Source organism: Stutzerimonas azotifigens (assembly GCF_013522725.1).
Lineage (GTDB): Bacteria > Pseudomonadota > Gammaproteobacteria > Pseudomonadales > Pseudomonadaceae > Stutzerimonas > Stutzerimonas azotifigens_A.
In genome coordinates this window covers 1-15,905 of the sequence record NZ_JAAMRF010000012.1, presented here as the reverse complement: position 1 = coordinate 15,905, position 15,905 = coordinate 1, and the positions used below count along the sequence as shown (strand labels likewise).

Annotated in this window: 17 protein-coding genes; 8 read left to right on the top strand and 9 right to left on the bottom strand. The window is 65.1% G+C overall.

Going from position 1 to position 15,905, the window contains the following annotated elements; all coding sequences use genetic code 11:
* Window positions 1–59 precede the first annotated feature (59 nt).
* The 5 genes from doeB to ehuR all read right to left on the bottom strand — a co-directional run bounded on the left by doeB (window position 60) and on the right by ehuR (window position 5,969).
* On the bottom strand, window positions 60–1,061 hold the full coding sequence (gene doeB, locus G7026_RS20110) for a N(2)-acetyl-L-2,4-diaminobutanoate deacetylase DoeB (RefSeq protein ID WP_181072795.1): 1,002 nt from the start codon (window positions 1,059–1,061) through the stop codon (window positions 60–62).
* Window positions 1,062–1,181: 120 nt separating this feature from the next.
* Window positions 1,182–2,372: an ectoine hydrolase DoeA gene (gene doeA, locus G7026_RS20105; RefSeq protein ID WP_181072793.1), complete on the bottom strand. Its 1,191-nt coding sequence runs from the start codon at window positions 2,370–2,372 to the stop codon at window positions 1,182–1,184.
* Window positions 2,373–2,446: 74 nt separating this feature from the next.
* Window positions 2,447–3,430, bottom strand: coding sequence for a cyclodeaminase (locus G7026_RS20100; RefSeq protein WP_181072791.1), 984 nt, complete (start codon window positions 3,428–3,430; stop codon window positions 2,447–2,449).
* A 35-nt stretch (window positions 3,431–3,465) separates the two neighbouring features.
* Window positions 3,466–4,437, bottom strand: coding sequence for a hydroxyectoine utilization dehydratase EutB (gene eutB, locus G7026_RS20095; protein WP_181072789.1), 972 nt, complete (start codon window positions 4,435–4,437; stop codon window positions 3,466–3,468).
* Between the two features lie 134 nt (window positions 4,438–4,571).
* Complete coding sequence (gene ehuR / locus G7026_RS20090) at window positions 4,572–5,969, bottom strand: MocR-like ectoine utilization transcription factor EhuR (protein ID WP_181072981.1); 1,398 nt, start codon at window positions 5,967–5,969, stop codon at window positions 4,572–4,574.
* A 242-nt stretch (window positions 5,970–6,211) separates the two neighbouring features.
* On the opposite strand from ehuR, the gene ehuB reads away from it, so the two are divergent.
* The 4 genes from ehuB to ehuA all read left to right on the top strand — a co-directional run bounded on the left by ehuB (window position 6,212) and on the right by ehuA (window position 9,270).
* Window positions 6,212–7,069 carry an ectoine/hydroxyectoine ABC transporter substrate-binding protein EhuB gene (gene ehuB / locus G7026_RS20085; RefSeq protein ID WP_181072787.1) on the top strand — a complete coding sequence of 286 codons (858 nt, stop codon included), beginning with the start codon at window positions 6,212–6,214 and terminating at the stop codon, window positions 7,067–7,069.
* A 75-nt stretch (window positions 7,070–7,144) separates the two neighbouring features.
* Window positions 7,145–7,804, top strand: a complete 660-nt coding sequence (ehuC, locus tag G7026_RS20080; protein WP_181072785.1) for an ectoine/hydroxyectoine ABC transporter permease subunit EhuC — start codon at window positions 7,145–7,147, stop codon at window positions 7,802–7,804.
* Window positions 7,801–8,463 (top strand): ectoine/hydroxyectoine ABC transporter permease subunit EhuD, encoded by a 663-nt coding sequence (gene ehuD / locus G7026_RS20075; protein ID WP_181072783.1) that lies wholly within the window; start codon window positions 7,801–7,803, stop codon window positions 8,461–8,463. The genes ehuC and ehuD overlap by 4 nt, the downstream gene beginning before the upstream one ends.
* A 27-nt stretch (window positions 8,464–8,490) precedes the next feature.
* On the top strand, window positions 8,491–9,270 hold the full coding sequence (ehuA, locus tag G7026_RS20070) for an ectoine/hydroxyectoine ABC transporter ATP-binding protein EhuA (RefSeq protein WP_181072781.1): 780 nt from the start codon (window positions 8,491–8,493) through the stop codon (window positions 9,268–9,270).
* Window positions 9,271–9,279: 9 nt separating this feature from the next.
* Here ehuA and G7026_RS20065 read toward each other — a convergent pair whose 3' ends face one another.
* The 3 genes from G7026_RS20065 to G7026_RS20055 are packed head-to-tail and all read right to left on the bottom strand — an operon-like array spanning window position 9,280 to window position 11,081.
* Complete coding sequence (locus G7026_RS20065; RefSeq protein ID WP_181072779.1) at window positions 9,280–9,549, bottom strand: PilZ domain-containing protein; 270 nt, start codon at window positions 9,547–9,549, stop codon at window positions 9,280–9,282.
* 29 nt (window positions 9,550–9,578) lie between these two features.
* On the bottom strand, window positions 9,579–10,466 hold the full coding sequence (locus G7026_RS20060) for a lysophospholipid acyltransferase (protein ID WP_181072777.1): 888 nt from the start codon (window positions 10,464–10,466) through the stop codon (window positions 9,579–9,581).
* Between the two features lie 57 nt (window positions 10,467–10,523).
* On the bottom strand, window positions 10,524–11,081 hold the full coding sequence (locus G7026_RS20055) for a DNA-3-methyladenine glycosylase I (RefSeq protein WP_181072775.1): 558 nt from the start codon (window positions 11,079–11,081) through the stop codon (window positions 10,524–10,526).
* Between the two features lie 121 nt (window positions 11,082–11,202).
* Between G7026_RS20055 and glyQ the strand changes: the two genes are divergently transcribed.
* From glyQ to G7026_RS20035, 4 genes are read left to right on the top strand one after another with little or no spacing between them, the layout of a single operon-like run.
* Window positions 11,203–12,150: a glycine--tRNA ligase subunit alpha gene (gene glyQ / locus G7026_RS20050; protein WP_181072980.1), complete on the top strand. Its 948-nt coding sequence runs from the start codon at window positions 11,203–11,205 to the stop codon at window positions 12,148–12,150.
* Window positions 12,150–14,204 (top strand): glycine--tRNA ligase subunit beta, encoded by a 2,055-nt coding sequence (gene glyS / locus G7026_RS20045; protein ID WP_181072773.1) that lies wholly within the window; start codon window positions 12,150–12,152, stop codon window positions 14,202–14,204. The genes glyQ and glyS overlap by 1 nt, the downstream gene beginning before the upstream one ends.
* Window positions 14,205–14,208: 4 nt before the next feature.
* Window positions 14,209–14,751 carry a D-glycero-beta-D-manno-heptose 1,7-bisphosphate 7-phosphatase gene (gene gmhB / locus G7026_RS20040; RefSeq protein WP_181072771.1) on the top strand — a complete coding sequence of 181 codons (543 nt, stop codon included), beginning with the start codon at window positions 14,209–14,211 and terminating at the stop codon, window positions 14,749–14,751.
* Entirely contained in the window at window positions 14,748–15,506 is a 759-nt protein-coding gene (locus G7026_RS20035) for a lysophospholipid acyltransferase family protein (RefSeq protein WP_181072770.1), read from the top strand. The genes gmhB and G7026_RS20035 overlap by 4 nt, the downstream gene beginning before the upstream one ends.
* A gap of 61 nt (window positions 15,507–15,567) precedes the next feature.
* Here the strand turns inward: G7026_RS20035 and G7026_RS20030 are convergent.
* Window positions 15,568–15,905, bottom strand: a 338-nt coding sequence (locus G7026_RS20030; protein WP_181072768.1) for an FAD-dependent oxidoreductase, incomplete at its 5' end; no start/stop codon positions are given.

Genomic DNA, 15,905 nt, shown 5'->3' with positions numbered 1-15,905 from the left:
CTTTCTCCCTCCGGAGAAGGTGCCGCAGGACAGATGAGGGAAACCTGACCAGGCTCCCCTCACCCCACCACCTCCGCAATCACCGCCAGCGTATCCCCGCTCTGCACCCGCCCGGGGAAATGCCTCGCGCTGATCAGGCCGCCGCGCCGCGCGCGGTATTCCACCGGGGCCACGCCGGTGCGGCGGGCGTCGTGGACCCGCGCGACCAGCTCGCCGGTCTGCACGGTCTCGCCCAGGTCCTTGCACATCTCCAGCAGCCCGTCGCTCTCGCTGCACAGGAAGCAACCGTCGTCGGGCATGTCGAGGATCACCGACTCGCTCCGCTCCAGCTCGCCTTCGAGCATGTCGAAGTGGATCAGCAGGTTGCGTACTCCACGTTCGGCGATGGCCAAACTCTTTGCCGTGCTGCTGCCGCCGCCACCGAGTTCGGTGGTGACGAACACCTTGCCCTGCTGTTCGGCGGCGCTGTCGTACATGCCCACCGCGTCGAGTTCGAGCATCTGCATGCAGTAGGGCGCGGCAAAGGCGCGCATGCCCGCTTCGCAGCGTGCCTGCTGGGCCTTGTCGGGCAATAGGTGGCAGGCCGCGAAGGGCAGGAAATCCAGGGTCTTGCCGCCGGAGTGGATGTCCAGCACCAGGTCGGCCATCGGCAGTAGAGTGCGCTGGAAATAATCGGCGATCTTCTCCGTCACGCTACCGTCCGGCCGGCCCGGAAAGCTGCGGTTGAGGTTGCCGCGATCGATCGGCGAGGTGCGGGTGCCGGCGTGCACGGCCGGCAGGTTCATGAACGGGACGATGATGACTCGTCCACGCACCTGTTCGACGTCCAGCTCTCGCGCCAGCTTGGTGAGGGCCAGGGGCCCTTCGTACTCGTCGCCGTGGTTACCGCCGGTGAACAATGCGGTGGGGCCGGCGCCGTTCTTCACCACAGTCAGGGGAATCATGATCGCGCCCCAGGCGGAGTCGTCCCGCGAATAGGGCAGTTTGAGAAAGCCGTGCTGTACCCCGTCGCGGTCGAAATCCACGGTGGGGCTGATGGGGTTGTCGCGCAGTGGGGTCATGACAGATATCCAGCGAGGGCGAACACGCCGAAGGCTTGTCCGCCTTCGACGTCAGTGGGCGGGTGAACAAACGCTGCGCGGTGGTCCGCCTGCAGACAGGGCGGCCAGGCGGCAAAGCGCTCAATCCTTGACGAACAGCTTGCGCGGCGCATCGCAGAACGTCTCGGCTCCGGTTTCGGTGATCAGCAGGCTTTCGGTGATCTCCAGCCCCCAGTCCTCCATCCACAGTCCCGGCATGAAGTGGAAGGTCATCCCCGGCTGCAGCACGCTTTCATCGCTGCGCCGCAGGCTCATGGTGCGCTCGCCCCAGTCCGGCGGATAACTCAGACCGATGGGGTAGCCGCAGCGGCTGTCCTTGTGGATGCCGGACTTCTCCAGCACGTTGAACAGCGCCGCGGCGACCTGGCCGGTGGTGTTGCCGGGCTTGGCCACCTCCAGGCCCGCAGCGATGCCCTCGAGCACCGCCTGCTCGGCATCGATGAAATGCTGCGGCGGCTTGCCGAGGTAGATGGTGCGCGACAGCGGGCAGTGGTAACGCTTGTAGCAGCCCGCGATCTCGAAGAAGGTGCCGGCACCGCGCTTGAAAGGCGTGTCGTCCCAGGTCAGATGCGGCGCGCTGGCATCGGCACCGGTAGGCAGCAACGGGACGATGGCCGGGTAGTCGCCGCCATGACCCTCCACGCCGCAGATACCGGCGCGGTAGATTTCGGCGACCAGCTCGTTCTTGCGCAGGCCCGGTTCGATCCGCTCGTAGATCGCCTCATGCATGCGATCGACGATGCGCGCGGCGACGCGCATGTATTCGATCTCCTTCGCCGACTTGATCGCTCGCTGCCAGTTGACCAGCCCTGTCGCATCGCACCAGCGCACGCAGGGCAGATGCCGGCGCAGCGACCCGTAGGCCGCGGCGCTGAAGTAGTAGTTGTCCAGCTCGACACCGATGCCGAGGCGCTCCCAGCCGCGGGCGACGATGACTTCCAGCGACAGGTAATCCATCGGGTGACGCACCCGCGACTGCACATAGTGATCCGGGTAACCGATGATGTCGGCATCGCCCATGAAAGCGGTGCGCCGCGCGCCGTTGGCGTCCTGGCCACGGCCGAACCAGACCGGGTCGCCCTCCATCGGCAACAGCACGCATTGGTGGACATAGAAGGACCAGCCATCATAGCCGGTCAGCCAGGCCATGTTGGACGGGTCGGTGACGATCAGCAGTTCGATGCCCTGCGCTTCCATGGCCTTGCGGGTCTTGGCGATGCGCGTGGCATATTCCTCCCGGCTGAACGGGAGATTGACGACGATTTCGGACATGCAACTGCCCTCATGTATGGCTCGATAATGGGGTTACGGCGTTGGCAGTGAGACCCGGGCGCCTGCCGCTGGCACTAGGAAGAAAACGCGAAACCCTTTCCGAGCGCTTGCGCGCGCGCAAAGGCGAAGCTGGCGATGGCGGTGTCCTGCGCACCGGTGCCGGTCAGGTCGCACAGCGTGACCTGCTGCGGCGAGGTGCGGCCGGGATGCTCTGCGGCAATCACCCGTCCCAGCTCGGTGAATCCGTTCTCGTCGCTGACGCAACCCGCCTCCAGCGCGTGGTGCAGTTCACCGAGCAGACGGGTCTGGCTCAGGCGGTCGGCGATGTAGAGATCGACCGCGGCCAGTGCGGCCGGGGCGACTTCATTCTTGTGTTCGGCGTCCGAGCCCATCGCGGTGATGTGCAGCCCCGGACGCAGGTGGCGCGCTTCGATCAGCGGCTCGCGGCTGGGCGTGGTTGTCAGGGCGATGTCGGCCTCGGCCAGCGCCTCGTCGATGCTCGAACAGGCGCGGGCATCGAGCCCTTCGATGTCGGCAGCGAAAGCGGCGGCCTTGCCGGCGTCGCGTGCCCAGATGCGCACCTCGCGCACATCCCGCACCAGGCGCAGCGCGGCAAGCTGCAGACGTGCCTGCTCGCCGGCACCGAGAATCGCGACGCGGCTGGCGTCTTCCCGGGCCAGCCATTTGGCCGCCAGCGCACCGGCGGCGGCGGTACGCACCGCGGTCAGGTAGCCGTTGTCGAGCAGCAGCGCCTCGAGCAGACCGGTTTCAGCCGAGAGCAGCATCATCATGCCGTTGAGGCTCGGCAGGCCGCGCTGGGGGTTGTCGAAGAAGCCGGGACTGACCTTGATCGCGAAACGCGGGATGCCCGGCAGGTAGGCGGTCTTCACGTCCACCTCGCCGTTATGCTCGGGAATGTCCAGACGCAGGATCGGCGGCATCGCTACCGCCGCGGTAGCCAGCAGCGCGAAGGCCTGCTCCACGGCATCCAGGCTGGCGTGATCGAGCCCGACGCAGGCGCGCAGATCGGATTCATTGAGCAGAACGACGTTCGCCATGGTATTCCTCCGAATCGCTGTCCGGCGCCGCCGGATCAGCTGACCTCGCCGTTGATCACCCGCAGGTGCTGTTGAATGTCGATGTTGCGCCCGCTGACCACCACGACCACCGGCCCGCGCGGCTCGATCAGCCCTTCGAGCAGGGCCGAGATACCCACGGCGCCGGCGCCTTCCACCACCTGCCGCTCCTCGCGGTAGGCGTGGCGGATGCCGGCGGCGATCGCCGGCTCGTCGAGCAGGTGCAGCTCGTCGCAGAGCGACTGGGTCATGGCGAAGGTGTAACGGTTCTGCAGGCCGATACCGCCGCCCAGCGAGTCGGCCAGGGTCGGCAGCTCTTCGACTTCCAGTGGATGGCCAGCCTGTAGGCTGGCGTGCATCGCGGCGCCGCGACGCATGCTGATGCCGTGAAGGCGGATCTGCGCACGCGCGCTCTTGAGCGCCAGCGCCACGCCGGCGAAGAGGCCGCCGCCGGATAACGGCACCAGCACTTCGGCGACCTCGGGGCACTGCTCGAGGATCTCCAGCCCTAGGGTGCCCTGGCCGGCGATGATGTGCGGATGGTCGAACGGCGGCAGGTAGGTGGCGCCCTCCTCGGCGGCCAGGCTCAGCGCCATTGCCTCGGCGGCGTCCTGGCTGTCACCGCAGATGCGCACCTCGGCGCCGAGCGCACGGATCGCCTCGACCTTGTTCGCCGGCACCAGGCGCGACAGGCATACGGTGGCCCTGACGCCCTGCTGCGCGGCGGCGTAGGCCAGGGCCCGCCCGTGGTTGCCCGTCGAGGCGGTGACCACGCCGCCGCGGCGTGCCTCGGCCGAAAGCTGCGCCACCGCGTTGGCCGCACCGCGCAGCTTGAAGCTGCCGGTGGCCTGCTGCGATTCAAGCTTGAGCCACACCGGCACGCCGAGCCGCTGTGAAAGGCTCGCCGAAGGTTCGAGCGGCGTCACCCGCACCAGCTCACCGATGTGCTGGCGGGCGGCCTGTATCGCGTCTGGCTGGAGGGTCTGCATGGCCCGAAGGTCTTCCCGTGAAGTCCGATTTCGGGCGAGTGTAAAAGTGCTCCGCACAATCGCTGAATGTACTAGGACGCTATTTTTTTCAGGCATGGCAATCGGCCCGAAAGCGCCGCTCACACAGGCCTGCGTCAGAAATCCTGATGGATGTGCGGGTACTGCTCGAAGACTTCGCGCACCGCTTGCAACCCCTGGCGCATCTGCGCCTCGCTGCACTCGGCCCCTACGCACAGGCGCATCGCTCGCGGACGCGGGGCACCGGGCGGCATGAAAGGATCGGGCAGGGTCAGGGCGATCTGCCGCTGGCGCAGCTCGCGCTGCAGCATTTCGGCTTCCCAGTAATCCGGCACCCGCAGCCAGGCATTGAGCGAGTAGACATGGTTGCGCAGCAGGTGCTCACCCAACTCCTGCTCGACCATGGCCTGCCGGTTGGCCAGCAGCTGGCGCTGCAGTTGCACCAGCGCCTCGGCCTGGCCGCCCTCGATCCAGCGCGTGGCGATCTCGCCCAGCAGCGGCGTGGCCATCCAGCTATTGACCCGCAGGATGCTCTCGGTGCGCAGCGCCAGACGCTTGGGCATCGCCAGGTAGCCCAGGCGCAAGCCGGAAAGCACCGACTTGGTCATGCTGGTGCAATAGAACGACAGTTCCGGCAAGTAATGGCTGATCGGCCGCGCCTTCTGCTGGCCGGCCAGCAGCGGACCGTAGACGTCGTCCTCGATCACGTGCACGCCGTATTGCCGCGCGATGCCGGCGATCTCACGGCGCCGGGCGTCGGGCATCACGCAACTGGTGGGGTTGTTCAGGTTCGGCGTGCAGACCAGGGCGGTGATCCGCTCATTGGCGCAAAGGTCCTCGAAGTGCTCCGGATCGATCCCGTCGGCATCCATTTCCAGGCTGCGCAGGGTGAAGCCCAGCACCTGCGATGCGCCGATCACGCCGTGGTCGGACAGCCCGGCGCAGAGCACCACGTCGTCGGGACCCGCCAGAGACGCCAGGGCCAGGAAGATACCGTGGGACGCGCCATTGGTCAGCAGCAGGTCGCGGCTTTCCACCGTCAGACCAAGATGAGCGAGCCAGCCGACCGCCGCTTCGCGATGCCGCTCGAAGCCTGCGATCGGGCGAAAGGCGCGCATCCACGGCTGTTCGGCTTCGCCGGCCAGCTCCAGGCAGGTCTGCTGCCAGAGACGGTCGTGCTCGAGGGTATGAACGATGCGGGCGCTGGAAAAATCCAGCAGCTCGCCTTCGCTGTCGAGCATCGAGGTGGCGACCCGCTCGCTGGTGCGCCGGGAAACGAAGCTGCCACGTCCCACCTCGCAGCGCACCAGCCCCTGGCGCTCGAGCTCCTTGTAGGCATTGGTCACCGTCTGCATGCTGATGCCCAAGGCGGTGGCGATCTGGCGCTGGGGCGGTAGCCGCTGGCCATCGCCGAGCCGGCCCTGTTCGATATCGGCGACGATGGCGTGTACCAGCCGTTTGTACTTGGTCTCGCCGCAGCGCACCGCGGATAGGGCCTGTTTCCAGTGCTGCATGTCCGCCTCTTTGTCCGATTGAGCCATGCAAGCATCCCCTGCCGCTGCTGCCAACTCTATTGTCCTAGTGCAATCGAATGGCGAAACGCCCTTTTGTATGCTCGAACCAGGTTGGAACAGTCACGACAGAAATCAAAAAAAATCCATACCTGGGGTTTCCAACCTCTCGCTCTTGATTACTGCCTCCTATGAAAAGCGCGTTCCACCCAGGGGTGGATGACAAGAAACTAGGAGATACAACGATGAGCAGCGCCAAAGGCACCACTTCCTTCGCTCGGCTGGCGATCGCCTGCTCGATGCTTTGCGCCACTTTCGCCAGCGGCCTGGTCATGGCCGATACCCTGGACAAGGTCAAGGCCAGCAGCAGCGTGCGCATCGGCTATGCCAACGAAACCCCCTTCGCCTATACCGAACTCGACGGCAAGGTGACCGGCGAATCCCCCGAAATCGTTCGCAAGATTTTCGACCGGCTTGGCGTCGAGACAATCAACCCGGTGCTCACCGAATGGGGCTCGCTGATTCCCGGCCTCGGCGCCGGCCGCTTCGACCTGATCGCGGCAGGCATGTACATCACCCCCGAGCGCTGCAAGCAGGTGCTCTTCACCGACCCGCATTATCAGCTGCCCGACACCCTGCTGGTGGCCAAGGGCAATCCAAAGAAGCTCGGCAGCTATGCAGACATCGCCGCCAATCCCGAGGTGAAACTGGCGATCATGGCCGGTACCGTCAACCTCGGCTATGCCCGCGGCGCCGGCATCATCGACGCGCAGATCCTCCAGGTACCCGACACCACCGCGCAGTTGCAGGCGGTACGCAGTGGCCGCGCCGATGCCGCGGTCGGCACGCAGCTGACCATGAAGGGGCTGGCCGACAAAGGCGGTGACCGCGTCGAGGCCATCTCCGATTTCAAGGATGACCCGGCCCACACCGGCTACGGCGCCCTGGCGTTCCGCCCGCAAGACAAGGCCCTGCGCGATGCGGTCAATGACCAGCTCAAGGAATGGCTGGGCAGCGACGATCACCTGTCGACGGTCGAGCCATTCGGATTCGACCGCTCCAACCTGACCGACAAGACCGCCGCAGAGCTCTGCGGTCAGTAAGGCCCGAACGGCAACCGCCGCGAGCAGCGCTCGACGGCGGCCTGCCTGTATCACGCGGACCGCATCGGGACCCTTATGAATGAATTGATTCCCCTGTTGCTGCAGGGCGCCTGGATGACTCTGCAAGTCACGTTCTGGGGCTCGCTGCTGGCCATCGCCTCGGCCATCCTCGGCGCTCTGGGCCGGCTTTCGCCTATTGCACCAGTACGCTGGCTGGCAGTGACCTATATCGAACTGTTCCGCGGAACCTCGTTGCTGGTACAGCTGTTCTGGCTGTACTTCGTGCTGCCGATGCCGCCGTTCAACATCGAGCTCAGCGCCTTCAGCGTCGCAGTGATCGGCCTGGGCCTGCATATCGGCGCCTACGGGGCCGAGGTCATGCGTGGCGCCATCCGTTCGGTGCACAAGGGACAGTACGAGGCCTGCCAGGCGCTGAACATGAGCCCGGTCCGGCGTTTCCACCGGATCGTGCTGCCCCAGGCCCTGCTGGCGGCCATTCCGCCAGGGACCAACCTGCTGATCGAGCTGCTCAAGAACACCTCGCTGGTGTCGCTGATCACGCTCTCGGACCTGACGTTCCGCGCCCGCCAGCTGGACCAAGCGACCTTCATGACCCTGGAGATTTTCGGCCTGACCCTGGTGCTCTATTTCATCATGGCCCAGGCGATCAACCTGGCGATGCGCCTGCTCGACCGCCGCCTGAGTCGCGGCCGCATGCGCGGGGGGATGTCATGAAGCTGTTCGACTGGGACTTCGCGCTCGCCATTCTTCCCGACCTGCTGCGCGCCTCGCTCAATACGCTGTACATCACAGCCGTCGGGTTCGCCATTGCCCTGGTGCTCGGCCTGCTGCTGGCGATCGCGCGGCGCAGTCGCCTGGCCGTGTTTTCCTGGCCGGCCACGGGGCTGATCGAATTCATTCGCAGCACCCCGCTGCTGATCCAGGTGTACTTCCTCTTCTATGTGTTTCCCAACTACGGAATCAGCCTTACCGCGCTGCAGGCCGGCATCATCGGCATTGCGCTGCACTACGCCTGCTACACGGCCGAAGTCTACCGCGCCGGCCTCGACGCGGTACCACGTGGCCAGTGGGAAGCGGTCACGGCGCTGAACATGAAGCCGCTGACGGCCTACCGCGATGTGATCCTGCCGCAGGCGCTACGCCCGGTCCTGCCGGCGCTGGGCAACTACCTGGTGGCGATGCTCAAGGACACGCCGGTGCTGTCGGCGATCACCGTCGTCGAGCTGATGCAGCAGGCCAAGAACATCGGTTCGGAAAGCTTCCGCTATCTCGAACCCATCACCCTGGTCGGCCTGTTCTTTCTGGTGGTCAGCCTGATCCTGGCCTGGTTCGTGCGACGTCTCGAAGCGCGCATGGAACAGGCTCCGCGCTGACCCTACGATTTCCAAGGGAGTCTCTCCATGCCCCGCCCCATCGTTCGCTTCACCGATGTCACCAAGCGCTACGGCAACCTCACGGTACTCGACAACCTGAACCTCAGCGTCGAAGCGGGGGAAAAGGTGGCGATCATCGGTCCCAGCGGTTCCGGCAAGTCCACCCTGTTACGCGCGCTGATGACGCTCGAGCAGATCGACGACGGCCTGATCGTCGTCGACGACGAGCCCCTGACGCACATGCCCGGCCGCTCCGGCCGGCTGGTCCCGGCCAACGCACGACACCAGCGGCGGGTGCGCGGCAAGATCGGCATGGTGTTCCAGAGCTTCAACCTGTTCCCGCACATGAGCGCGCTGCAGAACGTGATGGAAGCGCCGGTACAGGTGCTCGGCATGAACAAGCGGGAGGCTGGAGAACGGGCACGCGAGCTGCTCGACCTGGTGGGCCTGGGTGACAAGCACCAACATTACCCGTCGCAGCTTTCAGGAGGCCAGCAGCAGCGTGTGGCCATCGCTCGAGCGCTGGCCATGCGGCCGAAGGTGATGCTCTTCGACGAGGTGACCTCGGCGCTGGATCCGGAGCTGTGCGGCGAAGTACTCGGGGTGATTCGTAAGCTGGGAGCCGAGCACAATCTGACGATGCTGATGGTGACGCACCAGATGGGCTTCGCCCGCGAGTTCGCCGATCGCGTGTGCTTCTTCCACAAGGGCAACATCCATGAGCAGGGAACGCCGGCCGAGCTGTTCGGCAATCCCCGCGAGGAGCGTACCCAGGCCTTTCTCAGTGCAGTCAACGAAGCGCACTGAGCGGCCGGGTCATTCGCAGTTGACGAAGCGCAGGCCGACGCCTTCGGCATCCACGCGCATCACTTCCATCTCCAGCACCGGCGCCGGTGCCTCGATCGGCAGATCCTGCACCTGCCCGGTGACGACATCGCCGACGCCCAGCGCAGCCAGCTCCGGGTGACGGACGTAGACACCGCCGTCGGAGAGGTCGCGGGTCTGGCCCAGCACCTCGCCGAACGAGGGGTGGCTGATCTTGATTCGGCATTTCATCGCGGTCCGTGGATATTGCCGTTTGCTCATGTCCGTCCCTTGGTTTGGCTGGATTGACGTTAGTACCAACGGGCCTCGCCCGGTGGTCGCTTCTTGAAGCGCTTCATGGTCCACATGTACTGGGTCGGCCATTGCCGTACGTAACGCTCGATCACCCCGCTCATGGCCGCGACCGCGGTGGTGACGTCCTCGCTGTACATCTCTTGCGGTGCGGCTTCGATGATCACCTTGTAGCCCGACCCGTCCTCCAGACGCAACGCATGGAGAAAGACCCCGAGCGCCTTGCCCCCGGCGAGCATGCTCGGCACGAATTTGCTGGTCAGCGCCTGGGTGGCGCAGAAGGGCACAAACACGCCGCTGGATTCGGCAGGCTCGGGATCGGCTGGAATCCCGACCGCCTCCCCGCGCCTGACCGCCTTGATCACGCTGAGGATGCCTTCGCGCGTCGAGGGCGCGACCCGGTTGCCGAGCTGGACGCGCTGCTTCTGCAGCAGTTCGTCCACCGCCTTGAGCTTGGGTGGTCGGTAGAAGATGATCGGGTTGCACTGCGCGCAGTAGAAGTGATTGAGCACTTCCCAGTTGCCCAGGTGGCTGGTAATGCCGACCACGCCCTTGCCGGACGCCAGCGCGGCCTGCAACACCTCCAGCCCCTCGACCTCCTTGACCAGGTTGATGGATTTCTGCGCTGGCCAGATCCAGGCGCAGGCGCTCTCGGTAAAGCTCTTGCCGATCCCGCGCAGACTTTCGCGCAGCAATTTCTCCTGCTCATCCTCGCTCAGCTCGGGAAAGCACTTGCTCAGGTTGATCCGCGCGACTTCACGCGAACGGTTGGGCAGTTTGTACATCAACCAGCCGATGAAATCGCCGAGCCGCTGCACCGCGCCCCACGGCAACAACGCGAGCAGCCGAAGACATCCAACCGCAACGGCACCTTTGAGCTTTTCCAACAGGAGAACTCCCCGACAATCAAACGCCTAGTGTAACTGCTTCGATGCGGGCGCTGGTCACCGGCCGCTGCCCAGAATCGCGTAGCGATCACAGTCTCGGGTGTGGTCCATGACCATCCCGGCGGCCTGCATGTAGGCGTAACAAATGGTCGGCCCGACGAAGCTGAAGCCGGCCTTCTTCAGGGCCTTGCTCATGGCGACGGCCTCCTCGCTCACCGCCGGTACCTGTTCGCGGTGCTCGAAGCCGTTGATCCGCGGCGAACCACCGACGAAGCTCCACAGCCAACCGGACGGGTCTTCCAGCTCCAGCCAACGCCGGGCATTGGTGCGCGCCGCTTCGAGCTTGCGTCGGTTGCGGATGATTCCGGGATCCTGCATCAGGACCTCGATCTGCGCGTCGGTCATGAGTGCCACCTGCGCCGGATCGAAGCCGAACAGCACCTGGCGGTAGCGCTCGCGCTTCTTCAGTACGGTGATCCAGGACAACCCCGCCTGGAAGGCTTCGAGCAGCAGCAGTTCGAACAACCGCTGGGGGTCGCGTTGAGGCACGCCCCATTCGTTGTCGTGGTAGTGCTGGTAGAGGGGGTCGTCAGTACACCAGGCGCAGCGCGGCATGGAATTTCTCGGGCAGAAAGGCTGGTTGGGCGACAGCGGCGGGCTCGATCCGCACGGCGGTACGCCGGTGGATTCGGTTATACTCCGAGGCTTTCTGTCGAAGCCCAGCACAGGTGAAATTTTGACCCAGCCTACGCCTGCCGTGCGCACCTTCCAAGACCTGATCCTCGCCCTGCAAAGCTACTGGGCGGAACAGGGTTGCGTGGTCCTGCAGCCCTACGACATGGAGATGGGCGCCGGTACCTTCCACACCGCCACCTTCCTGCGTGCAATCGGTCCGGAAACCTGGAACGCCGCCTACGTCCAGCCTTCGCGCCGTCCGGCGGATGGCCGCTACGGCGAGAACCCCAATCGCCTGCAGCACTACTATCAATTCCAGGTGGTGCTCAAGCCCAACCCGGAGAACATCCAGGACCTCTACCTGGGTTCGCTGCGCCGCATCGGCGTCGACACCTCGGTACACGACGTGCGTTTCGTCGAGGACAATTGGGAGTCGCCGACCCTGGGCGCCTGGGGCCTGGGCTGGGAAGTCTGGCTCAACGGCATGGAAGTCACCCAGTTCACCTATTTCCAACAGGTCGGCGGCCTTGAGTGCTATCCGGTCACCGGCGAAATCACCTACGGCCTGGAACGCCTGGCGATGTACCTGCAGGGTGTCGACTCGGTCTATGACCTGATCTGGACCGACGGCCCGTTCGGCACCGTCACCTACGGCGACGTCTTCCACCAGAACGAGGTGGAACAGTCCACCTACAACTTCGAGCACGCCAACGTGCCGAAGCTGTTCGAACTCTTCGACTTCTACGAAAGCGAGGCCAACCGGCTGATCGAGCTGGAGCTACCCCTGCCGACCTACGAAATGGTCCTCAAGGCCTCGCACACCTTCAACCTGCTCGATGCGCGTCGCGCCATCTCGGTAACCGAGCGCCAGCGCTACATCCTGCGCGTGCGCGCCCTCGCCCGCTCCGTGGCGCAAAGTTACCTGCAGGCACGTGGCAAGCTCGGCTTCCCGATGGCCACTGCACAGCTGCGCGATGAAGTACTGGCCAAGCTGAAGGAGGCCGAATGATGAACGCTCAGGATTTCCTGGTCGAACTGGGTACCGAAGAGCTGCCTCCCAAGGCGCTGAAGAAACTCGCCGACGCCTTTCTCGCCGGCATCGAAAGCGGCCTGCGCGACGCCGGGCTGAACCATGCCGGCGCCCGCGCCTATGCCGCGCCGCGCCGTCTTGCGGTCGTCGTCGAGCAGCTCGCCACCGAGCAGCCCGATCGCAGCGTCAACCTCGACGGCCCGCCGCTGCAGGCGGCCTTCGATGCCGAAGGCAAGCCGACCCAGGCCGCGCTGGGCTTTGCCCGCAAGTGCGGCGTCGATCTCTCGGAAGTCGACACCAGCGGCCCGAAGCTGCGTTTCAGCCGCAGCATTCCCGGCCAGCCCGCCCGTGACCTGCTGCCCGGCATCGTCGAGCAGTCCCTCAGCGCCCTGCCGATTCCCAAGCGCATGCGCTGGGCGGCACGCAAGGACGAGTTCGTCCGCCCGACCCAGTGGCTGGTGATGCTGCTCGGCGATCAGGTCGTACCCTGCGAGATCCTGGCGCAGAACGCCGGTAGAGAATCGCGCGGCCATCGCTTCCATCACCCGGAAGCGGTGCGCATCTCGCGCCCGTCGAGCTACCTCGACGAGCTGCGCAGCGCCCATGTGATCGCCGATTTTGCCGAACGCCGGCAGCTGATCGGCAAGCGGGTCGCCGAACTCGCCGCCGAGCACCAGGGCCGCGCCATCGTTCCCAGCGAGCTGCTCGATGAAGTCACCGCACTGGTCGAATGGCCGGTTCCGCTGGTGTGTTCGTTCGAGGAGCGCTTCCTCGCCGTGCCCCAGGAGGCCCTGATCTCCACGATGCAGGACAACCAGAAGTACTTCTGCCTGCTCGACGCCGACGGCAAGCTGCTGCCGCGCTTCATCACCGTGGCCAACATCGAGAGCCTCGACCCCAAGCAGATCGTCGCTGGCAATGAGAAGGTCGTGCGCCCGCGCCTGACCGACGCCGAGTTCTTCTTCAAGCAGGACAAGAAGCAGCCGCTCGAGCGCTTCAACGAGCGCCTGGCCAAGGTGGTGTTCCAGGCCCAGCTCGGCTCGGTGTTCGACAAGGCCGAGCGCGTTTCCCGCCTCGCCGCCTTCATCGCCGAACGCATCGGTGGCGATCGCCAGCGGGCGGCGCGTGCCGGCCTGCTGTCCAAGTGCGACCTGGCCACCGAGATGGTCGGCGAATTCCCCGAGATGCAGGGCGTCGCCGGCTACTACTACGCGCTCAACGACAACGAGCCCGAAGACGTCGCCCTGGCGCTGAACGAACAGTACATGCCGCGCGGTGCCGGCGCCGAGCTGCCGAGCACCCTCACTGGTGCTGCCGTGGCGGTCGCCGACAAGCTCGACACCCTGGTCGGCATCTTCGGCATCGGCATGCTGCCCACCGGCAGCAAGGACCCCTATGCGCTGCGCCGCGCCGCCCTCGGCGTGCTGCGTATCCTCATCGAAAAGGATCTCGATCTGGACTTGGTCCAGGCGGTGCACTTCTCCATCGGCCAGTTCGGCGACAAGGTCAACAGCGCCGGACTGGCTGACCAGGTACTGGAATTCATCTTCGATCGCCTGCGTGCGCGCTACGAGGACGAAGGCATCGACGTGTCGTCCTACCTGGCGGTACGTGCCGTACAGCCGGGCTCGGCCTTGGACTTCGACCAGCGCGTACAGGCGGTCCAGGCCTTCCGTCGGTTGCCCGAAGCCGAAGCGCTCGCCGCGGTGAACAAACGTGTCTCCAACCTGCTGAGCAAGTTCGAGAGCAAATTGCCCGAAGCGGTGGAACCCCGTTATTTCGACAACGCGACCGAGTTTTCGCTGTACTCGGCCATCCAGCAGGCTGAACACGCCGTCCTGCCGATGGGCGCCGAGCGGCGGTACCGCGAAGCCCTGGAGCGTCTGGCGCTGTTGCGCGAGCCGGTCGATGCGTTCTTCGAGGCGGTACTGGTCAACGCCGAAGATGCTTCGGTGCGTGCCAACCGCTATGCGCTGCTGGCCCGACTCAGAGGACTGTTCCTTGGCGTCGCCGATATCTCCGCGCTGGGTTAGAACCTTGAAGCTGATCGTTCTCGACCGCGACGGGGTGATCAACCAGGACTCCGACAACTTCGTCAAAACGACGGAGGAATGGATACCCATCCCCGGTTCGCTGGAAGCCATCGGTCGACTGTGCCAAGCCGGCTGGACGGTCGCCGTGGCGACCAACCAGTCGGGGTTGGCGCGTGGCCTGTTCGATGCCTCGGTTCTCAGCGACATGCATTTCAAGATGCAGTGCCTGGCGATGGATCATGGCGGTCGCATCGACCTGATCGTACATTGCCCCCATGGCCCGGACGACGGCTGCGACTGCCGCAAGCCGCAGCCGGGGTTGTTCCGGCGCATCGCCGATCACTTCAAGCTGCCCGACCTGTCGGGCGTACCGGTGGTGGGCGACAGCCATCGCGACCTGCACGCCGGTATGCTGCTGGGCGGAGTGCCCTGTCTGGTGAAGACCGGCAAGGGTCAACGCACGCTACAGAACCCCCTGCCTCCTGGCACCCAGGTATTCGACGACCTTTCCGCCGTTGCGGACCATCTACTCGGGAAGACGCGATGAGCTTCGTGCAGTCTCTTCGTACCGGCGTGTTCTACTTCCTGCTCGCCTTCAGCGCCTTTGCCTGGTGCCTGGTCAGCATGGTTTGTGCGCCCTTCATGCCCTTCAGGGCTCGTTATCGCTTCGTGGTACAGGCCTGGTGCCGCAGCGCCGTCTGGTTGGCCAAGGTGGTCGTCGGCATCCGCTACGAAGTCAGCGGCCAGGAGAATATCCCGGCGCAGCCGTGCGTGATCCTGGCCAAGCACCAGAGCACCTGGGAGACCTTCTTCCTCTCGGCGTACTTCGAACCGCTGAGCCAGGTCCTCAAGCGCGAGCTGTTGTTCGTGCCGTTCTTCGGCTGGGCCATTGCGTTGCTCAAGCCGATCGCCATCGACCGCGACAATCCCAAGGCCGCTCTCCGGCAGCTGGCCAAACAAGGCGACGAGCGCCTCAAGCAGGGTGTGTGGGTGCTGATCTTCCCGGAAGGCACCCGGGTGCCGGTAGGCCAGACGGGCAAGTTCTCCCGTGGTGGAGCGGCGCTGGCCGCCAATGCCGGCTTGCCGGTCCTGCCAATCGCGCATAACGCCGGTTCGTTCTGGCCGAAGGCTGGCTGGGCCAAGCACCCTGGCACCATTCAGGTGGTGATCGGTCCTGCGCTACATACCGAAGGCGAAGGGCCACGCGCGATCGCAGCGCTCAACCAACGCGCCGAAGACTGGATCAACCAGCAAGTCGCCCAGCTCGAAGGCGTTTCGTCCGAAGCCATCGCTAGCGTCTGACGAACTCGGACCAATAAAAAGGGGCAGACTCACGTCTGCCCCTTTTTTGTTTCCGTAGCCTTTATACCGAGCTGCGAATCAAGTGATCGAAGGCACCCAGCGAGGCCTTGGCGCCCTCGCCCACCGCGATCACGATCTGCTTGTACGGCACGGTGGTGACGTCGCCCGCCGCGAAGATGCCCGGCAGCGAGGTCTGGCCACGGGCATCGACCACGATCTCGCCACGCGGCGACAGCTCGACGGTGCCCTTGAGCCAGTCGGTGTTGGGTACCAGGCCGATCTGCACGAAGATGCCTTCGAGCTCGAGCGAATGGAATTCGCTGGAGTTGCGGTCCTTGTAGATCAGGCCGGTGACCTTCTGGCCGTCGCCCTTCACTTCGCTGGTCAGGGCGCTGGTGA

Excerpts from the sequence above, each read along its gene's own strand:
- doeA (WP_181072793.1), bottom strand. The coding sequence starts at position 2,372 with ATGTCCGAAATCGTCGTCAATCTCCCGTTCAGCCGGGAGGAATATGCC.
- glyS (WP_181072773.1), top strand. The coding sequence starts at position 12,150 with ATGAACGCTCAGGATTTCCTGGTCGAACTGGGTACCGAAGAGCTGCCT.
- ehuD (WP_181072783.1), top strand. The coding sequence starts at position 7,801 with ATGAAGCTGTTCGACTGGGACTTCGCGCTCGCCATTCTTCCCGACCTG.
- eutB (WP_181072789.1), bottom strand. The coding sequence starts at position 4,437 with ATGCAGACCCTCCAGCCAGACGCGATACAGGCCGCCCGCCAGCACATC.
- ehuR (WP_181072981.1), bottom strand. The coding sequence starts at position 5,969 with ATGCAGCACTGGAAACAGGCCCTATCCGCGGTGCGCTGCGGCGAGACC.
- G7026_RS20100 (WP_181072791.1), bottom strand. The coding sequence starts at position 3,430 with ATGGCGAACGTCGTTCTGCTCAATGAATCCGATCTGCGCGCCTGCGTC.
- G7026_RS20035 (WP_181072770.1), top strand. The coding sequence starts at position 14,748 with ATGAGCTTCGTGCAGTCTCTTCGTACCGGCGTGTTCTACTTCCTGCTC.
- G7026_RS20055 (WP_181072775.1), bottom strand. The coding sequence starts at position 11,081 with ATGCCGCGCTGCGCCTGGTGTACTGACGACCCCCTCTACCAGCACTAC.
- ehuA (WP_181072781.1), top strand. The coding sequence starts at position 8,491 with ATGCCCCGCCCCATCGTTCGCTTCACCGATGTCACCAAGCGCTACGGC.
- ehuB (WP_181072787.1), top strand. The coding sequence starts at position 6,212 with ATGAGCAGCGCCAAAGGCACCACTTCCTTCGCTCGGCTGGCGATCGCC.
- ehuC (WP_181072785.1), top strand. The coding sequence starts at position 7,145 with ATGAATGAATTGATTCCCCTGTTGCTGCAGGGCGCCTGGATGACTCTG.
- G7026_RS20065 (WP_181072779.1), bottom strand. The coding sequence starts at position 9,549 with ATGAGCAAACGGCAATATCCACGGACCGCGATGAAATGCCGAATCAAG.
- doeB (WP_181072795.1), bottom strand. The coding sequence starts at position 1,061 with ATGACCCCACTGCGCGACAACCCCATCAGCCCCACCGTGGATTTCGAC.